The following is a 17,826-nucleotide window of genomic DNA, read 5'->3' as shown; positions in this document are numbered from 1 at the left end:
CGCCGGGTTACGCCCTGGCCGGACAATCTTTTCCGCCGGCGGCTACGGCGTGGGCAGCCCGTTCTCGTAGAGCCGCGGCACCGGGTGGTTCGCGCGCACCACGCCGCCGGGGTCGACCGCGGAGCGGATGCCCTTGAGCCGGGTCCAGTCCTGCGCCGAGAACGACCGGCGTACGTCGACCCGCGACTCGGCGAAGTTGAGGTACGCACGGTCGTTGGCGTAGCACGTCATCGCGTCCACCAGCGCGGTGCCGTCGGCCCGTCCACGCTCGGCGAGCTCCGGTGTCGCGGCGATCGCCACGCCGAACATCACGAACGCGCCGTCGATCATCGGCAGCGCGCCGGCGCCCTCGGCCGGACGGCCCAGCGCGCCACCGAGCTGGCGGAGCTCGGCGGCCAGCAGCGTCGAGCCCGAGGCCGGGCCGGTCAGGGCCAGGAACGTCTCGACGGCCGCGTCCGACAGGTCGCCGAGGATCGCGCAGACCGAGACCGCGGGCGTCGGGCCCTCGGGGTCCAGGTGCAGCCGGACCAGGCCGGCGGCGGGGACCCGGGCGAAGGTGTCCGTCTCCGGCTCGAGCGCCCGCAGGCCGGCGAGGATCTCGCCGGCCCGGTCGTCGTCGGCGAGCACCGCGCCGTCGACCACCACGAGCCGGCGTCCGCGCAGGAACGGCGGCAGCTCGGGCAGCGGCGGGAGGTTCAGCATCCGGAACGACGTGGTCACGCAGTCGGGGGCGTCGACGGTCCATGCGGCCCAGGCGCGCAGCACCTTCTCGGCGTGCTCCTGGTCCCACAGCAGCATCCCGGCGTAGGCGGTCTCGATGTCGAAGAGCCGGAGCTCCATCGCGGTGACGACGCCGAAGCTGCCGCCGCCGCCGCGGACCGCCCAGAACAGGTCGGGGTGGTGCTCGTCGTCGGCGCGGACCTGGGTGCCGTCGGCGAGCACGAGCTCCACGGCGGTGACGCTGTTCGTGGCCAGGCCGAGCTGCCGGGCGTACCACCCGATGCCGCCGCCGAGCGCGTAGCCGACCACCCCGACGTCGGGGGAGGAGCCGTGCAGGGCGGCCAGGCCGTGCGCGGCGGCCGCCTCGACGACGTCCTCCCACAGCACGCCGGCGCCGACCCGGACGACCCGACGCTCGGGATCGACGTGGACGCCGGTCATCTCCGACGTCCGCAGCAGGACGGTGTCCTCGAGCGGGCCGAGCGGCCCGGCGTTGTGCCCGGTGCCCTGCGGGGCGACCCGGAGGCCGTGCGCCGCCGCCGTCCGGACGACGTCGCTGACCTCGTCGGCGTCGACCGGGAGGGCGACGGCGGCGGGACGCTGGTCGACGGCGACGTTCCACGGCATCCGCGCGGCGTCGTACCCGGGGTCCCCGGGCAGCTCGACGCGGACGGTGGTGTGGCGCTGGAAGGAGTGGGCGCGGCCGGTGGCCGCGGCGAACTCGATGGTCATGGGGTGTCTCCTCGTTGAGATCCTGGATGCTGACGCAGGTCCCGAGGAGGCCACCGTGCCCGAGGTTGATACGCGGCGCTCCTGAAATGTGCCGAGGGCCAGGAGAGTTGTCCGCCTTCGCCCAGGTTGGTGCGGGTGGATCGCGGCCACTGGTCCAGTCGATAGACTCCCGACTCTCACCGGCCATGCTCCAGCACTTCAGTGAAAGGTCCCGTGACCAGAACAGTGACCGACCACGACCTGGTTCTCGTCGTCGACTTCGGGGCCCAGTACGCCCAGCTCATCGCGCGCCGGGTGCGCGAGGCCCGGGTCTACTCCGAGATCGTGCCGCACACCATGCCCGTCGCGGAGATGCTCGCGCGCGGCCCCAAGGCGATCATCCTGTCCGGCGGCCCCTCGTCGGTCTACGAGCCCGGCGCCCCGAACGTCGACGGCGAGGTCTTCACGGCCGGCGTCCCGGTGTTCGGCATGTGCTACGGCTTCCAGGCGATGGCGCTCAACCTCGGTGGCGAGGTACGACGGACCGGCCGCTCGGAGTACGGCCGGACCCCCGTCGAGGTCACCGCCGGCGGGACGCTGCTGTCCGGCGTGCCCCGCCAGCACAAGGTCTGGATGAGCCACGGCGACGCCGTCGTCGCGGCGCCCCCCGGCTTCGACGTGCTCGCCGCGACCGCCGACACGCCCGTCGCGGCCTTCGAGGACCTCGACCGGCGGTTCGCCGGCGTGCAGTGGCACCCCGAGGTGCTGCACACCGAGCACGGCCAGGAGGTGCTCAGCCACTTCCTGCTCGAGATCGCCGGCTGCCGGCCGACCTGGACGATGGTGAACATCGTCGAGGAGCAGGTCGAGAAGATCCGCACCCAGATCGGCGACCGACGCGCCATCTGCGGGCTGTCCGGCGGCGTCGACTCCGCCGTCGCGGCCGCCCTCGTGCAGCGCGCCATCGGCGAGCAGCTGACCTGCGTGTTCGTCGACCACGGGCTGCTGCGCAAGGGCGAGGCCGAGCAGGTCGAGCGCGACTTCGTCGCCGCGACCGGGGTCTCCCTGCACGTGGTGGACGCGACCAAGCGCTTCCTCGACGCGCTGGCCGGGGTCGTCGACCCGGAGCAGAAGCGCAAGATCATCGGCCGGGAGTTCATCCGGGTGTTCGAGGCCGCCGAGGTGGAGATCATGGGCGACGCCGCCGAGCACGGCGAGCGCGTCGACTTCCTCGTGCAGGGCACGCTCTACCCCGACGTGGTGGAGTCCGGCGGCGGCGCCGGCACCTCGAACATCAAGTCGCACCACAACGTGGGCGGCCTCCCCGACGACCTCGAGTTCGAGCTGGTCGAGCCGCTGCGCACGCTGTTCAAGGACGAGGTCCGCCTGGTCGGCGACCAGCTCGGTCTGCCCCAGGAGATCGTCTGGCGGCACCCGTTCCCCGGCCCCGGCCTGGCCATCCGGATCATCGGCGAGGTCACCTACGAGCGTCTGGAGATCCTCCGCGAGGCGGACGCCATCGCCCGCGAGGAGCTGACCCGCGCCGGCCTGGACCGCGACATCTGGCAGTTCCCGGTGGTGCTGCTCGCCGACGTGCGCTCCGTGGGCGTGCAGGGCGACGGCCGCACCTACGGCCACCCGGTCGTGCTGCGCCCGGTGACCTCCGAGGACGCGATGACCGCGGACTGGGCGCGGCTCCCGTACGACGTGGTGGAGACCATCTCGACGCGGATCACCAACGAGGTCCGCGAGGTCAACCGGGTCACCATCGACGTGACGAGCAAGCCGCCCGGCACCATCGAGTGGGAGTAGCCGCCCGATGCAGCCACGCTGGGTCCGCTGGACCGTGATCGGCCTGGTCGTCCTCCTCGCGCTGGGACTGGCGCTCTCCGTCGTCCCCTTGTGAGGGGACGACGGGCGATGACCTAGCCTCGTCCGGTGATTCCCGAGGGCTACCAGATCCGTGAGCTGACCGCCGACGACGCACCCGCGATGGCGGCGGCGTACGCCCGCAACCGGGCGCACCTCGAGCCCTGGGACCCGCGCCGCGACGAGAGCTTCTACACCGAGGACGGCCAGGCCGCCGCGGTCGCCGGGCAGCTCGCGTCGGTGCGGCAGGGGCTGCTCGCGGCGTACGTCGTGACCCACGGCGACCTGGTGGTCGGCCGGGTGAACCTGAACAACATCGTGATGGGCGTCCTGCGCAGCGCCAGCGTCGGCTACTGGGTGGACGCGGAGCACCTCGGTCGCGGCCTGGCGTCCGGGGCCGTGGAGTTCGCGTGCGCGCAGGCGCAGGGCCGCGGGCTGCACCGGGTCGAGGCCGGCACGATGGTGCACAACCTCGCGTCGCAGCGGGTGCTCGAGCGGGTGGGTTTCGAGCCCTACGGGATGGCGCCGAAGTTCCTGTTCATCGCCGGCGCGTGGCAGGACCACAAGCTCTACCAGCGGATCCTGCACGACAACCCGCTCTGACCAGCCCGTGCCGCGGCCCGCCGGGAGACCCCGCACGGCATACTGAGGCACGGACCATCCAGTCGATCGCAGCGGGAGCAAGCCGGTGTCACGCCTCACCACGTACCTCACGAGCCGGGCGCGACGGCTCGTGCTCCGGCGGGTCGGCAGCAACGGCATCGACCTGTCCCAGCTCGACAAGGTCCCCGACAGCCTGGCCTGGCCGCTGCACCGGGACGGCCCCGACCCGGTCGCCCGCCTCGGCGAGCTCCGCGAGCAGTCCCCGGTCGCCCAGCTCACCTCCTTCCTCGGGATGAAGGTCTGGATCGTCACGGGGGAGGCCGAGGCCCGCCAGGTGCTGTCCGACACGACCAGCTACAGCACGGACATCCGGCCGTTCATGGGTCTGCGCGGCTCGACCACGGACGGGGACATCGGCGGCCTCGGCTTCACCGACCCGCCCGAGCACACCCGGCTGCGCAAGCTGCTGACCCCCGAGTTCACGATGCGGCGGCTCGAGCGGCTCCGCCCGCGGATCGCCGACATCGTCGAGAAGCAGCTCGACGAGATCGAGCGCCAGGCGGCGGCGAACGACGGCGTCGTCGACCTGGTCCCGTCCTTCGCGTTCCCGGTCCCGTTCCTGGTGATCTGCGAGCTGCTCGGCCTGCCCGACGAGGACCGTGAGACCTTCCGGCAGCTCGGCTCCGCGCGCTTCGACGTGTCGTACGGCGGCCAGGGGGTGTTCGGCGCCGTGTCGGACTCGCGGAAGTTCCTCATGGAGGCGACCCGCAAGCAGCGCGACAACCCGGGCGACGGCCTGATCGGCCAGATCATCCGCGAGCACGGCGACGAGATCAACGACTTCGACCTCGGCGGCCTGGCCGACGGCGTCTTCACCGGCGGTCTCGAGACGTCGGCGAGCATGCTGGCGCTGGGCACCGCGGTGCTGATGGACCACCCCGAGGACTTCCGCCGGGTGGGCACCGACCCCGCCGTGGTGGACCGCACCGTGGAGGAGCTGCTGCGCTACCTGACCGTCGTGCAGATCGCCTTCCCGCGGTTCCCCAAGACCGAGGTCGAGGTCGGCGGCCACAAGGTCTCGCCCGGCGACGTGGTGATCTGCCAGCTCGCCGGGGCCAACCGCGACCCGCGGCTCGGGGACCGGATGGAGGCCTTCGACCTGTCCCGGCCGGTCGCCTCGCACCTCGCCTTCGGGCACGGCTTCCACCGCTGCGTGGGCGCCGAGCTCGCCCGGATGGAGCTGCGGACCGCGTTCCCGGCGCTCGCCCGGCGCTTCCCGGACCTGTCGCTGGCGGCCGACCACGTGGACTACCGGCAGATGTCCATCGTCTACGGCGTGGACGCGCTGCCGGTCCGGCTCCAGCCGGAACCCGCGCTGCGCTGACCCGCGCTCTTCCGGGCGTGAGGGCACCTGTGCGGCTCGCGCTGCTGCCGGTGCTCCTCCTCGCGCTCGGCGCCTGCACGACCACGACCCCGTCGACGCCCCGGCCCACGCTGACGCTGCCGACGTCCTCGCTGCACCCGGCTCCCGGGGTGGACGACGGCCCGGTCGACGAGCTCGGCATCGCGGTGCGGCCGGTCCGGACCGCGCTGCGCGACCCGCGGGGTGACGTGGCGCTGGTGGCCACCGACCCGCCCGCCACGACGACGGTCCCGGCTACGTCGATCGACCTGGTCGGGCTGCGCGTGGTGCACGGGCGGGACGCCGTACGCGTCCGGCTGCGGTTCGCGGACCTGCGCCCGGTGGGCCGCCCGACCGTCGACCTCGGCCTCACCACGCCGCGCGGCCGCTGGTTCCTGGACCTCACCGCCGACGGCTCCCGGGTGCCCCGCCGGCCCTCCCGGTTCGTCGGCCCGGACGGCGCCGGCCGCGCGTGCCCCGGGTTCGCCCGGTCCGTGGACCCCGCCCGCGACCGCGTCGACCTCACCGTCCCGCGTGGCTGCCTGGCCCACCCGGCCTGGGTGACCGTGCGCGTCCTGGTGTCGCGACCCACCCCGGCCGGAACCCTGTTCGAGAACCCGCACAACACCCGGCCGTTCTCGGAGTTCGGCACGGAGCGTCTCTACCCCGACGCGCCCGCCGGGCGCGGCTAGGGTGACGCGCATGCGACGACGCCTCGGGACCGCGCTGCTGTGGGCCGGCGGCACCGGGGTGGTCGCGTTCGCCGTGCTGCCGCTCTGGTACATGCTCGTGCTGAGCTTCGACCCGGACCCCGCCGGTGCCGGCACCGGCCTGGTCCCGCACGCCTTCTCGCTCGGCAGCTACCGCTTCCTGGCCTCCTCGGTGTTCGGGTTCTACCCGACCCTCGCGCGCAGCCTGCTGCTCTCGGCGGGGACGACGCTGGTCAGCCTGGCCGTGGCGATCCCGGCGGCGTACGCCCTGGCCCGGCTGCCGGTGCCCGGCCGCGCGCAGATCCTCGCGGTGATGCTCGCATTCGCGTTCTTCCCCGGCATCGTGGTGCTGGTGCCGATCAGCCAGATGCTGTCCGGGCTGGGCTGGCTCGACCGGCTCGGCGGGATCGGCCTCGCCCAGCTCAGCTACACGCTGCCGCTCGCCGTCTGGTTCCTCGCCTACGCCTTCCGTGCCGTCCCGGTGGAGGTCGAGGAGGCCGCCCGCGTCGACGGGGCCGGCACGGTCGCGCTCGTCTGGCGGGTGGTGCTCCCCGTGGCCCGTCCCGGGGTCGCCGGTACGACGGCCCTGGTGTTCGTCGCGAGCTGGAACGACTTCCTGTTCTCCAGCGGCCTGAACCGCAGCGACCGGAGCGAGACGCTGCCGGTGCTGCTGTCCAAGCTGCCGGAGCTCGGGTTCCTCGGCGGCCAGATGGCGGCTGCCGTGCTGATGTGCCTGCCGGTCGCGTTCGTGGTCGCCGCGATGCTGCTCTGGCTGTCGCGGCGCAACGACGTCGCCCGCTAGGCACTCCACCACCAGGCTCGCGGTCTAGGTTCTCCGGTGGAATCGGACCTTGCCGTCGGGGAGTCGTCGCAGGTCGTAGCTCTGGGGGTGGTCGGCCATCCGGTGGTGGGCCGGGCACAGCGAGATGCCGTTGCTGGTGTCCGTTGGGACGCCGTGGCTCCAGGGCTGCAGGTGGTGGTACTCGACCCAGGCCGGTGGCCGGTCGCAGCTGTGTGCGGCGCAGCCCTGGTAGCGGTGGTTGATCGCGTGCTTCTGGTAGCGGTCGAACAGCCGCCGCTCCCGGCCCACGTCCAGCGGCACCGAGTCACCGCCCAGCACCATCGGGATGATCCCGGCCCGGCAGGCCAGCCGACGGGCCTCCCCGGCCGAGACCCGGTGCCCGGTGTCAAGGGCCGCCACCCCGAGACCGGAGACCAGGGCGTCGAGGCCGATCGTGACGACCAGGGTGAACGGGGAGCCGTTCACCTGGGGCAGCGCGCTGAGGTGGTGCTCGAGCAGCTCCATCAGCCCGTGCCCGAGCAGGGTGGCGTGCGGCAGCTTCGCCCCGGTCTCGGCATCGAGGCGTGCGTCACCGATCCGCCGCGGGCTGGTCAGTGCCTCGAGGGCTTTCTTGAGCAGGTCCGCGTGCAGGGCGGGCAGCCGGAACCGGCCGCTGCTGGTGCCGTCGCCCTGGTCGTGGATCGTCAGCTGGGCCAGCGCCCTTGCCCGGGCCTCCCCCTTCTCCAGCCTGGCACCCTCGGCGGCGTCGGCCGCCTCGGGGCAGACCACCTCGAACAGCCGGTGCCCCAACCTGCGCAGGGTGCGGGCGTCGAACACCTGGGCCTGCTCGAGCAGGTGCGCCTCGGCGCGGGCCTCGGTGCCGGGAGGGAGGTCGTCATAGTCGCGGGTGAGCTGTTCGACGGCGTCGGTGACGATCGCCGCCTTCTCCGCGTCGATCACCCCGGCCGCCAGGCTCTGCCTTGTCTCGCCGAACCGGGTATCGAGCTTGGTGGCGAGGTGCAGGTCGCGGTGCCGGCTCGCGGTGCTGGTCCCGGTGGCGTGCGCCAGCCAGGCCGCCGTGTCGACGGCGTCGGAGTCGGCGGCGACGTCGTCGCGGTCGGCCTGCACCAGCACCCGCAGCTCCAGCTCCTTCAACCGGTTGCGCTGCCGGCGCAGCTCGACCAGGGCCTCACGTTGCTCGGCTCGGGTCATCGACCAGGTCGGCACCTCGGCGAGCCGGTCCAACGCGTCGGCCAGGGAGGTGGTGAACCGCAGCACCGCATGTCCGGCGGGCGGCTGCCCGACCGGAGGCGGCGGAGGTGCGGTCATCGAGGTCATGCACCCACGCTAGGAGCCCGAAGCAGTGCTCGCTCGAACGAGCGAGCGGCCTGGGGAGAACCCCGGATCCCCAGCGCCTGTTGACGAAACCTGGCCCTCATCGAACGCGGGTCACCCGGCGCGCTGCCCCGCGAACGGCAGGCAGATCCACCAGCAGCCGACCCCCGGAGACCGCTACAGCGACCCGCTCTCCCGTCCCGCGGCCGGGATGTCGGCGTAGGGGTCGACCGTCCGCTGCCGGGCCGACCGGGCCACCGGCGGCCACCGCTCCTCCGCCCAGATCGCCAGCGGCGCCGCGGTGAAGATCGTGGAGTAGATCCCCACCGTCAGGCCGAGCAGCAGGGCCACCGCGAAGTCCTGGAGCGAGTCGCCGCCCAGGACCGCCAGCGTGGCCAGGATGAACATCGCGCCCAGGCCGGTGTTCAGCGTGCGCGGGATCGTCTGCAGGATCGCCTCGTTGACGGTCTCGCGCAGCCGTCCCTCGCCGCCGCGGGTGCGTTCCCGGATCCGGTCGAACACCACGATCGTGTCGTTGACCGCCAGCCCGATGATCGACAGCACGGCCGCCAGGAACACCCCGTCGACCGGTTTCCCGAGCCACGCGAAGACGCCGACGACGGTCAGCACCACGTGGGTCATCGAGAGCACGGCGGCCGCGGCGTACGTCCAGCGGAACCGGAACGCGAGGTAGGCCATCTGCGCGCCGACTGCGATCGCGAACGCGACCAGGGCCTTGGTCCGCAGCTCCTGCCCGAGGGTGGGGCCGATCAGCTCGTCGCGCTCCTTGGTCACCTCCCCGGCGGTCCTGGCCAGCGACTCCTCGATCCCGACGGCCTCGTCGTTGCTGATCTGGCCGGTGCGCACGGTGATGTTGTCCGCGTCGCCGGTCCCCGACGACGTCTGCACGACGGCGCCCGGGAAGCCCGCGTCCGCGACCGCGGTGCGCGCCTGCTCCACCCCGACGTCCTGACCGGTGGAGAACTCCAGCAGTCGCCCGCCGGTGAACTCCACGCCCAGGTCCAGGCCGCGTACGACGATGCCGCCGACCGCCACCACGGCGACGGCTACCGCCACCCCGATCCACGCACCCGCGCGGCGCATCAGGAACGGGCCCCTCTCGACCAGCCAGGTGCGCAGCCGGCCGGTGCCGCCGATCCCGGACAGTGCCGGGGTGGCGAACGAGCGCCGGACGGCCCAGTCGGTGAGCACCCGCGCGATGACCAGCGCGGAGACCATCGAGGCCACCACGCCGATGGACAGCGTCACCCCGAAGCCCTTGACCGGGCCCGAGGCGAAGAAGAACAGCAGCCCGGCCGCGAGCAGCGTGGTCACGTTGGAGTCCAGGATCGCGGACCAGGCCTTGCGGTAGCCGGTGTCGACGGCCGCGGCCAGGCCCTCGCCCCGGCGCGCGGCGTACTCCTCCCGGGCCCGCTCGAAGACCAGCACGTTCGCGTCGATCGCCAGCCCGATCGCCAGCACGAAGCCGGCCAGCCCGGGCAGCGTCAGCGTCGCACCCAGCCAGACCAGCAGCCCGTAGGAGACCAGGGCGTACGCCGCCAGCGCGACCGTCGCCATCAGCCCCATCAGCCGGTAGACGAGCACGATGAACAGCCCGGTCAGGGCGATGCCGATGATCCCGGCCTCCAGGGACGCGTCGATCGCGGCGTCACCCAGCGTGGCGCCCACGGTGCGCTGCTCGATCACCTCGACGGGCACCGGCAGCGCACCGCCCTTGATCAGGATCGCCAGGTCGTCGGCGCTGCGCTGGGTGAACTGGCCGGTGATCTGGGTGGCGGCGCCCGCGCCCGAGCACAGCTCGGGCTGCACCGCGGGGGAGGAGATCACCTCCCGGTCGAGCAGGATCGCGATCCGCTGGTTGCCCTGCGGCGTCCGGCAGGCCCGGTCCACCAGGTCGCGCCACTCCGGCGTACCGGACCGGTTGAACGCCACCGAGACCACCCAGGAGCCGACGCCGTCCTGCGGCAGCTCGGCGCTCGCGTCCTTGACGCCGTTGCCGTCGAGGACCAGCGGCCCGACCAGGATCGGCTGGCCGTCCTCGTCGCGGACCCGGGTGGTGCCGGCAGGCGCCTCGGTGCCGGGCTGGGCCGGTCCGCGCACGACGTGGAAGCCGAGCTGGGCGGTGCGCCCGATCACCCGGGCCGCCTCGCGGGGGTCCTGCACGCCGGGCAGCTCGACGATGATCCGCCGCTCGCCGGCCCGCGCCAGGGTCGGCTCGGCCACCCCGAGCGCGTCGACCCGGCCGCGGAGCACCTCCAGCGCCCGGTCGGTGGACTCGCGGTCGGCGGCGACCCGCGCGCTGTCCTGGGTCTCCAGGACGATCTGGGTGCCGCCCTCGAGGTCGAGGCCGAGCCGGGGGGACAGGGACAGGGCGGCGAGCAGGGCGAGCCCGATCACCACGAACGAGGCGGCGGCGCGCCACAGCGGCGCGCGGGAGCGGGGGCGGGCAGGGGACGGCGAGGCGGGCATGCGGGCTCCACAGGAGGAGTGGCCCCGCGCAGGGGTCTCGGGAGAGCGCGGCGACGGGGGCCGGACGGACGGGTGGGGGTTCCGTCAGGCCGGAGGTGCACGCCCGTGCACCGTGGCACGGGTGGTCGCCCGGACGGGCTCGGTCCGCGCGGAGCCGGCGCGGGTCGCGTACGTCGGACGGGGCGAGCCTGCCCGGTCCGGGACCAGGGCCGGCGCGGACCCGTCGGGACGCTGCAGGTGGCCCGACCGGTGGGCCTGCGGGGCCGTGGCCGGGCCGGGGTCGACGCCGGTGGTGCGGTGCACCCCGGGACCGGCCGTGCGGGCGGGGAGGTGGGGCTGGGCACCGGCGAACGGGCCGGCGAGCACCAGCAGCAGCGCCGAGAGCGCCGCGAGGACGGCGCTCCGGACGACGTGGTGCCCGGCCCGCTGCATCCGCCGAGTCTAGGTGGTCGCCAGGGGTCAGAGGCCGAGGGAGCGGCCGATGATCTCTTTCTGGATCTCGGTGGTGCCGCCGTAGATCGTCTGCACCCGGCTGTCCAGGAACGCCTTCGCGATCGGGTACTCCGTCATGTAGCCGTAGCCGCCGAACACCTGCACCCCGGCGTCCACGATCTTCTTCTGCAGCTCGGTGGTCCACCACTTCGCCATCGACGCCAGCTTGGCGTCGAGCTCGCCGGCGTTGTGCCGCTTGACGCAGTCGTCGACGAACACCCGGGCGATGTGTGCCTCGGTGGCCATCTCGGCGATGGTGAACCGGGTGTTCTGGAACTTCCCGATCGGCCGGCCGAACGCCTCCCGCTCCTGGGCGTAGGCCAGGCACATGTCGAGCACCGCCTCGCACGCGGCGGCGGCCATCATCGCGATGGACAGCCGCTCCTGGGGGAGGTTGTTCATCAGCGACACGAAACCGCTGCCCTCCTCGCCGAGCAGGTTCTCCTTGGGCACCACGACGTCGTCGAAGAACAGCTCGGAGGTGTCCTGGGCGTGCAGCCCGACCTTGTCGAGGCGGCGGCCGCGCTCGAAGCCCGCCATCCCGGCCTCGACCACGACCAGCGAGATGCCCTTGTGGCCGAGGCCGCCGTCGGTGGTGGTGTCGGTGCGGGCCACCACGATCACCAGGTCGGCCATCGCGCCGTTGCTGATGAACGTCTTGGAGCCGTTCAGGACGTAGTGGTCGCCCTTGTCGACCGCGCTGGTCCGGATGCCCTGCAGGTCGCTGCCGGCCCCGGGCTCGGTCATCGCGATCGCGGTGATCGTCTCGCCGCTGACGCAGCCGGGCAGCCAGCGACGCTTCTGCTCGTCGGTCCCGAGGCTGCTGAGGTACGGCACGATGATGTCGGTGTGCACCGAGAACCCCGGTCCGCTCGCCCCGGCCTTGGTCATCTCCTCGGCGAGCACCAGGTTGTAGCGGAAGTCCCGGACGCCCGGGCCGCCGTACTCCTCGGCGACGTCGAAGCAGAGCAGCCCCTGGGCGCCGGCGCGGGTCCACACCTCCCGGCTGACCTGGCCGTCGGCCTCCCACTGGGGGTGGTTCGGGACGACCTCCTTGTCCAGGAACGACCGGACGGTACGGCGGAACGCCTCGTGCTCCTCGTCGAGCAGGTCGCGGCGGGCCATCAGGCCACCCACTCCTTGACCTGGGCCACCAGGGCGGCCGGGTCGCCGCCGTCGGCGGGGACCGGCATCACCTGGAGGTTCGTCACGCCGGACTCGCGGAACGCCGCGATCCGCTCGCGGACGTAGGACGCGGGCCCGACGAGGTTCACCATCTCGAGCAGCTCCAGCGGCACGACCGCCTCGGCGTCGCGCTTGTTGCCGCCGAGGTAGAGCTCCTGGATCTTGGCGGCCTCGGCCTCGAAGCCGTACTCGCAGGCCAGCGTGTTGTAGAAGTTCCTGCCCTTCGCGCCCATGCCGCCGATGTAGAGCGCGAACATCGGCCGGGCCAGGTCGAGCATGCCCTTGACGTCGTCGCCGACGCAGACCATGCCGCCGGCCACCACCTCGAGCGGACCGAGGTCGTCGGGCCGCTTGGCGGCGCCGGCGGCGAGCGCGTCGCCCCACACCAGGTGCGCCTTCTCCGGTGCGTAGAGGAAGGGCAGCCAGCCGTCGGCGTACTCCGCGGTGCCCTCGACGTTCTTCTGGCCGAGCGCCGCGACGTACACCGGGATGCTCGGCCGCTCCGGCTTGGTGAGCATCTTCAGCGGCTTGCCGAGGCCGGTGCCCTGGCCCTCGGGGAGCGGCAGGTGGAAGATCTTGCCGTCGTGCACGAGGCGTTCGCGCCGCAGCGCCATCCGGACGATGTCGACGACCTCGCGGGTGCGGCCCAGCGGCTTGTCGTAGGGCAGGCCGTGCCAGCCCTCGATGACCTGCGGGCCGGACGCGCCGAGCCCCAGGATCGCGCGGCCGCCGCTGACGTTGTCGAGGCCGGCGGCGGTCTGGGCGAGGGCGCCGGGGGTGCGCGAGTAGACGTTGAGGATCGCCGAGCCGATCTCCACGGTCTCGGTCTTCGCCGCGAGGTAGCCCATCAGCGTGGGGGAGTCGAAGCCGTAGGCCTCGGCCACCCAGACGGTGTCCAGCCCGGACTTCTCGAGGGCGGCGACCTGGTCGGCGGCCTCCCGCGGGTTGCCGGCGTACATCAGCTGGGTGGAGAGCTTCATCTGCGACCTCGTGATCTGGGCTCGGCGGACGGGTACTACCGTGACAGTATCGCTGTCACGATTTCAAGGGAGTGCGTGTGACGAGCTACGACATCGCGGTCATCGGCGGCACCGGTCCGCAGGGCAGGGGCCTCGCCTACCGCTGGGCGCGGCACGGCCACCGGGTCGTGCTCGGCTCCCGGTCCGCCGAGCGGGCGGCCGAGGCGGCAGCCGAGATCGCGGCCCGGGTGCCCGACGGCTCGGTGAGCGGCCTGGGCAACGCCGACGCGGCCGCGGGCGCCGACGTGGTCGTCCTCGCGGTCCCGTACGACGGCCACGACGACCTGGTCGCCTCGCTGGCCGGGCAGCTCGCCGGCAAGACCGTGATCTCCTGCGTCAACCCGCTCGGGTTCGACAAGCAGGGCCCCTACGGGCTGGACGTCCCCGGCGGCAGCGCCGCCGAGACGGCCGCCGCGCTGGTGCCGTCCGCCCGGGTGGTCGGCGCCTTCCACCACGTCTCCGCGCCCTCGCTGTGGAGCGACGCGGAGTACCTCGACCACGAGGACGTGCTGGTCTGCGGGGACGACGCGGAGGCCAAGGCGGTCGCGGTCGAGCTCGCCCGCGCGGTGACCTCGCGCGACGGCGTCGACGCCGGACGGCTGCGGATCGCCCGGCAGCTCGAGCCCTGGACCGCGGTGCTGATCAGCATCAACAAGCGCTACAAGATCCGCTCCGGCACCCGCATCTCCGGCCTCTGACACCGCCGACCCGTCACTCGTGCAGCACAGACACGCGTGTCTGTGCTGCACGAGTGACGGGTCGGCGGGTGGGTCAGACGGTGCCGGTGGTGCTCGCCGACGTGGGGTAGGCCGCGCTGGTGTCCTGCGAGTCGCCGGAGACCTTGTCCTTCGCGGCGCCGGCGGCCTCCTTGGTGGCGGAAGCGGCGCTGGCCGCGGCCCCGGCGGCCTTGTCCTTGACGACCGGCGCCTTGTCCTTGGCGTAGTCCTGGGCCTGGGTGGCCTTCTCCTGCACCTTCGGGTTCGTCCAGAACGACTGCGCCTGCGACTTGATCTGCTCGTAGCGCTGGCGTCCGGCCCGCGAGCCGAGGACGTAGCCGACTGCTCCGCCGACCAGCAGCGTGATCTTGCCCTTCATGGTGGATCTCCCGTTCGTCGTCGGTGGTGTCCTCCCGACGTGCCCGGTCCCCACCCCGGCCAAACGGGGGGGTGCTCCGGCTGGTCAGGGCAGCGTGCACCCCGGCGACGTCGGTGCTCCGCGCGGCGACGTGGCCCGGGCCCGGCCGAGGTTCCACTCCAGCCAGTCGTGGTCGCCGACCGGCAGCGCCGTCACGCAGCCGGCCCGCTGCAGCGCCGGCGCGGCGTCGGCCGACAGCCCGCCCAGGTACGCGGCGTCGATCTTCCCGGTCCCGGCGAAGCGGTCCAGGTTGTGCCGCGCGACGTACCCGTCCGGGTTCAGCGCCGCCAGGGCGAGCAGCGCCGCGGCTCCCGACAGCAGCACCGCGCGGGGCACCCACGGCCCCCGCAGCTGCAGGCCGGCGCCGAGCACCATCAGTACGACGAGCCCGAGCCAGCCCTCGAACACCGAGACCAGGAGCCGCAACCGGGTGAATCCGTAGGCCTCCTCGTAGACGTGCATCCGGTAGAGCGCGGAGGCGACGACCACCAGCGTCAGCAGGCACAGCGCGCCGAGCACCGCGCGCAGCAGCAGCCGCTCCGGGGCGCTGGACCGGGGCGCCTTGCGGGCCGCGACGCCGACGACGGCCAGGGTCAGCAGCGTGGCGACGGTGAGCTGTCCAAAGCCCTGGTGGACGTACTCCGCGTAGGTCAGCCCGGTGGTCCGCCGCAGGTAGCCGTGCCCGCCGAACATCACGGTCAGCTGCGCGGCCACGAACACCGCGAACAGCACGACCACGGCGCCGACCGGCACCAGCCACTCGAACGGCCGGGTGACCGGGGACGCCGGCGGCAGCGCCACGTGCTCGACCCGCGGCGGGTTCAGGGCGACGTACACGCCGGTGAGGGTGCCGCCGGCCACGACCGCGGTCAGGACGGTGCGGAGCAGCAGGGTCGGCCCGGTGACGTCCGGCACGACGGCGCCCGCCCACCGCGCGAAGACGGCGTCGGCGGACGCGAACAACAGCCCGAACACCAGCACGAGCAGCGCCGAGACGGCCACCGTCCGCAGGGCGGGCGCCCAGGACCTCGACGTCCGCGAGGCGGTCACCGACCGGCCCAGCCACGGCAGCCCGCGCAGCGCGGCCAACGGCACGGCGAGCCCCGAGACCAGCAGCGCCGGCAGCGAGCGGCCCTCGGTCAGCGTCGCCACCGCGACGGCCCCGGCGGCCAGCAGGCACAGCGCGACGATCCACTCCGCGTCGCGGACCACCAGCGTCGAGACGAGCAGGGTGCACAGCGTCGCCGCGCCCAGGTGGTACGGCGTCCGCAGCCGGCGGTCCGCGGACGCCACGACCCCGCCTACGGCCGACAGCACCAGGAAGCTGCCGAGGCCCGGGTCGCGGAACGGCAGGACGAGCGCGGCCAGCAGGCCGACGAGCAGCGCCGCGGTGACGTGCCGGGGCCGCGCCGGCAGGGACTGCTCGGGCCAGAACCCGCCGAACAGGTCGTCGAGGAACTGCCCGGCGGGCACGGGCGTGCTCTGGGGGAGTGCGGGGGTGCTCATGCGGTGGTCCCTCCGGGGAGCGTGGCGCGGATGCGGCAGCCCTGTCCGGGCCGGTCGGGCTCGGCGACCTCGATGCGGCCGCCGTGCAGCTGGGTGACCCACCGGGCGATCGCCAGCCCGAGGCCGGTGCCGCCGGTCCCGTCGGCGCCGCCGGTGGTGAAGCGCTCGAACACGTGCGCCCGGTCGTCGGGGTCGATGCCCGGGCCGTCGTCGGTGACCTCGAGGACGGTGCGGTCGCCGGCCCGCCGCGCCACGACGGTGACGGTGCCGCCGGCGGGGCTGTGCCGGCCGGCGTTGTCGAGCAGGTTGGCGACCAGCTGGTGCAGCCGGGACCGGTCGCCGTGCACGGTCAGGTCGGCGGGGTCGACGCGGACGACGTACGTCACGGGCCGCCGGCTCAGTCGTGCCTCGGCGACCGTGTCGTCGAGGAACCCCTGCAGGGCGACGGTCTCCCGGACCAGCGGTGCGATGCCGGCGTCGACGCGGGAGAGGTCCAGCAGGTCGGTGACCAGCCCGCTGAGCCGCTCGGTCTGGTGGAGCGCGGCCTGCAGGGTCGCCCGGTCCGGCTGACCGACGCCGTCGACGAGGTTCTCCAGCACGGCCCGCAGCGCGGAGACCGGCGTGCGCAGCTCGTGCGAGACGTTGGCGACCAGGTCGCGCCGGTGCCGGTCCACCGCGGCCAGGTCGGCGGCCATCGTGTTGAACGCCCGGGCCAGGTCGCCGACCTCGTCGTTGGAGGTGGCGGTGACCCGGCGGGCGTAGTCACCGGTGGCCATGCCCCGGGCCGCCGCCGTCATCTCCCGCAGCGGCGAGGTCATCCCGCGGGCGAGCAGCTGGGTGACCAGCAGGGCGAGGACGATCACGACCGGGAGCGTCCACCGGGTGCGGACGCCGAGGTACCCCGAGACCGCGGTGAGCGACACCGCCACGACGACGCTCACCCCGACCAGGATGCCGAGCTTGAGCTTGATCGACCCGATCCGGTCGAGGGGCCTCACGGCTGGTCCAGCGCGTAGCCGACGCCGTGCACGGTCCGCACCAGCCCGGACCCGAGCTTGCCGCGCAGCGACCGGACGTGGCTGTCGACGGTCCGGGTGCCGGCGGCGTCCGGCCAGTCCCACACCTCGGCGAGCAGGTGCTCGCGGGTGCGCACGGTGCCCGGTGCGTCGGCCAGGCAGACGAGCAGGTCGAACTCGGTCGGCGTCAGGTGCACGTCGACCCCCTCGACGCTCACCCGGCGCCCGGAGCGGTCGATCTGCACCGGCCCGACGGTGAGCGTCGCCGGGCCGCCGCGGGCGAGCTCGGCGGCCCGGTCCACCCGGCGCAGCAGCACCCGGACCCGGGCCACCAGCTCGCGCATGCTGAACGGCTTGGTGAGGTAGTCGTCGGCGCCGACCCCGAGCCCGACCAGCACGTCGGTCTCGTCGTCGCGGGCGGTGAGCATCAGCACCGGGACCGGGCGTCCGGCCTGCACCCGGCGGCACACCTCGTGGCCGTCGAGGCCGGGCAGCATGACGTCCAGGACCAGCAGCTCGGCCGGCCAGTCCAGCGCCGCCGCGACGGCGGCCGGCCCGTCGTACGCCTGGCGGACCTCGAACCCCTCCGCGACCAGCCGGTCGCTCACCGCCTGGTTGATCGTCGGCTCGTCCTCGACCACCAGCACCCGCCGGTTCACCCCGTTGTCCATGCCGGCGAGCCTAGGAGGAGACGGGTCCAGGAGGTGCGCGCACCTCGTGAAGGTTCTGCGCAGGTCCGCATGGGCGGGGCCGGGTCGACCGTCGCGTTTGCTGTACGTCTCCGACTCGTCGCCCATGAGATGACAAGTCCCCGGAAAGCAGAAATAGCGCGGCCATTCGCCGGGATTTCGCC

At 73.5% G+C, this 17,826-nt stretch carries 16 protein-coding genes; 6 read left to right on the top strand and 10 right to left on the bottom strand.

Annotated features, from left to right (window positions below):
* Positions 1–42: 42 nt before the first annotated feature.
* Positions 43–1,452, bottom strand: a complete 1,410-nt coding sequence (locus KRR39_RS15340) for an FAD-binding oxidoreductase (protein ID WP_216938213.1) — start codon at positions 1,450–1,452, stop codon at positions 43–45.
* Between the two features lie 213 nt (positions 1,453–1,665).
* On the opposite strand from KRR39_RS15340, the gene guaA reads away from it, so the two are divergent.
* From guaA to KRR39_RS15315, 5 genes are all read left to right on the top strand, one after another.
* A complete protein-coding gene (gene guaA / locus KRR39_RS15335) occupies positions 1,666–3,243 on the top strand; it encodes a glutamine-hydrolyzing GMP synthase (protein ID WP_302053505.1) in 1,578 nt (525 codons plus the stop codon).
* 126 nt (positions 3,244–3,369) lie between these two features.
* Positions 3,370–3,903: a GNAT family N-acetyltransferase gene (locus KRR39_RS15330; protein ID WP_254185177.1), complete on the top strand. Its 534-nt coding sequence runs from the start codon at positions 3,370–3,372 to the stop codon at positions 3,901–3,903.
* A gap of 85 nt (positions 3,904–3,988) precedes the next feature.
* Positions 3,989–5,287 (top strand): cytochrome P450, encoded by a 1,299-nt coding sequence (locus KRR39_RS15325; protein WP_216938211.1) that lies wholly within the window; start codon positions 3,989–3,991, stop codon positions 5,285–5,287.
* 17 nt (positions 5,288–5,304) lie between these two features.
* Complete coding sequence (locus KRR39_RS15320) at positions 5,305–5,997, top strand: hypothetical protein (RefSeq protein WP_216938209.1); 693 nt, start codon at positions 5,305–5,307, stop codon at positions 5,995–5,997.
* Between the two features lie 10 nt (positions 5,998–6,007).
* Positions 6,008–6,817 carry a carbohydrate ABC transporter permease gene (locus KRR39_RS15315; protein ID WP_216938207.1) on the top strand — a complete coding sequence of 270 codons (810 nt, stop codon included), beginning with the start codon at positions 6,008–6,010 and terminating at the stop codon, positions 6,815–6,817.
* Positions 6,818–6,841: 24 nt separating this feature from the next.
* Here the strand turns inward: KRR39_RS15315 and KRR39_RS15310 are convergent, their stop codons facing one another.
* The 5 genes from KRR39_RS15310 to KRR39_RS15290 form a co-directional block, all read right to left on the bottom strand.
* On the bottom strand, positions 6,842–8,134 hold the full coding sequence (locus KRR39_RS15310) for an HNH endonuclease signature motif containing protein (protein ID WP_216938205.1): 1,293 nt from the start codon (positions 8,132–8,134) through the stop codon (positions 6,842–6,844).
* A gap of 174 nt (positions 8,135–8,308) precedes the next feature.
* Positions 8,309–10,621 (bottom strand): protein translocase subunit SecD, encoded by a 2,313-nt coding sequence (secD, locus tag KRR39_RS15305; protein WP_216938203.1) that lies wholly within the window; start codon positions 10,619–10,621, stop codon positions 8,309–8,311.
* Positions 10,622–10,705: 84 nt separating this feature from the next.
* Positions 10,706–11,053 carry a hypothetical protein gene (locus tag KRR39_RS15300; protein ID WP_216938201.1) on the bottom strand — a complete coding sequence of 116 codons (348 nt, stop codon included), beginning with the start codon at positions 11,051–11,053 and terminating at the stop codon, positions 10,706–10,708.
* 27 nt (positions 11,054–11,080) lie between these two features.
* Complete coding sequence (locus KRR39_RS15295) at positions 11,081–12,238, bottom strand: acyl-CoA dehydrogenase family protein (RefSeq protein ID WP_216938199.1); 1,158 nt, start codon at positions 12,236–12,238, stop codon at positions 11,081–11,083.
* Positions 12,238–13,278 (bottom strand): LLM class F420-dependent oxidoreductase, encoded by a 1,041-nt coding sequence (locus tag KRR39_RS15290; protein ID WP_216938198.1) that lies wholly within the window; start codon positions 13,276–13,278, stop codon positions 12,238–12,240. Before KRR39_RS15290 ends, KRR39_RS15295 begins: the two co-directional genes overlap by 1 nt.
* A gap of 77 nt (positions 13,279–13,355) precedes the next feature.
* Here KRR39_RS15290 and npdG point away from each other — a divergent pair, with 77 nt between their 5' ends.
* Complete coding sequence (gene npdG / locus KRR39_RS15285; protein WP_216938196.1) at positions 13,356–14,015, top strand: NADPH-dependent F420 reductase; 660 nt, start codon at positions 13,356–13,358, stop codon at positions 14,013–14,015.
* Between the two features lie 73 nt (positions 14,016–14,088).
* Here the strand turns inward: npdG and KRR39_RS15280 are convergent, their stop codons facing one another.
* From KRR39_RS15280 to KRR39_RS15265, 4 genes are all read right to left on the bottom strand, one after another.
* Positions 14,089–14,412, bottom strand: coding sequence for a hypothetical protein (locus KRR39_RS15280; RefSeq protein ID WP_216938194.1), 324 nt, complete (start codon positions 14,410–14,412; stop codon positions 14,089–14,091).
* Between the two features lie 84 nt (positions 14,413–14,496).
* Positions 14,497–15,957 carry a DUF4153 domain-containing protein gene (locus KRR39_RS15275; RefSeq protein ID WP_216938192.1) on the bottom strand — a complete coding sequence of 487 codons (1,461 nt, stop codon included), beginning with the start codon at positions 15,955–15,957 and terminating at the stop codon, positions 14,497–14,499.
* Positions 15,954–16,955, bottom strand: a complete 1,002-nt coding sequence (locus KRR39_RS15270) for a HAMP domain-containing sensor histidine kinase (protein WP_216938190.1) — start codon at positions 16,953–16,955, stop codon at positions 15,954–15,956. The genes KRR39_RS15275 and KRR39_RS15270 overlap by 4 nt, the downstream gene beginning before the upstream one ends.
* Positions 16,952–17,644 carry a response regulator transcription factor gene (locus tag KRR39_RS15265; RefSeq protein WP_216938188.1) on the bottom strand — a complete coding sequence of 231 codons (693 nt, stop codon included), beginning with the start codon at positions 17,642–17,644 and terminating at the stop codon, positions 16,952–16,954. Before KRR39_RS15265 ends, KRR39_RS15270 begins: the two co-directional genes overlap by 4 nt.
* Positions 17,645–17,826: the final 182 nt, after the last annotated feature.

It is taken from the genome of Nocardioides panacis (assembly GCF_019039255.1).
Taxonomy (GTDB): Bacteria; Actinomycetota; Actinomycetes; order Propionibacteriales; family Nocardioidaceae; genus Nocardioides_B; species Nocardioides_B panacis.
This window is presented reverse-complemented; position numbering and strand designations above follow the sequence as displayed.

Bases quoted from the DNA above. Each gene is read 5' to 3' on its own strand.
- KRR39_RS15315 (WP_216938207.1), top strand. From the start codon at position 6,008: ATGCGACGACGCCTCGGGACCGCGCTGCTGTGGGCCGGCGGCACCGGG.
- KRR39_RS15275 (WP_216938192.1), bottom strand. From the start codon at position 15,957: ATGAGCACCCCCGCACTCCCCCAGAGCACGCCCGTGCCCGCCGGGCAG.
- KRR39_RS15295 (WP_216938199.1), bottom strand. From the start codon at position 12,238: ATGGCCCGCCGCGACCTGCTCGACGAGGAGCACGAGGCGTTCCGCCGT.
- KRR39_RS15310 (WP_216938205.1), bottom strand. From the start codon at position 8,134: ATGACCTCGATGACCGCACCTCCGCCGCCTCCGGTCGGGCAGCCGCCC.
- KRR39_RS15340 (WP_216938213.1), bottom strand. From the start codon at position 1,452: ATGACCATCGAGTTCGCCGCGGCCACCGGCCGCGCCCACTCCTTCCAG.
- KRR39_RS15280 (WP_216938194.1), bottom strand. From the start codon at position 14,412: ATGAAGGGCAAGATCACGCTGCTGGTCGGCGGAGCAGTCGGCTACGTC.
- KRR39_RS15265 (WP_216938188.1), bottom strand. From the start codon at position 17,644: ATGGACAACGGGGTGAACCGGCGGGTGCTGGTGGTCGAGGACGAGCCG.
- KRR39_RS15290 (WP_216938198.1), bottom strand. From the start codon at position 13,278: ATGAAGCTCTCCACCCAGCTGATGTACGCCGGCAACCCGCGGGAGGCC.
- secD (WP_216938203.1), bottom strand. From the start codon at position 10,621: ATGCCCGCCTCGCCGTCCCCTGCCCGCCCCCGCTCCCGCGCGCCGCTG.
- KRR39_RS15300 (WP_216938201.1), bottom strand. From the start codon at position 11,053: ATGCAGCGGGCCGGGCACCACGTCGTCCGGAGCGCCGTCCTCGCGGCG.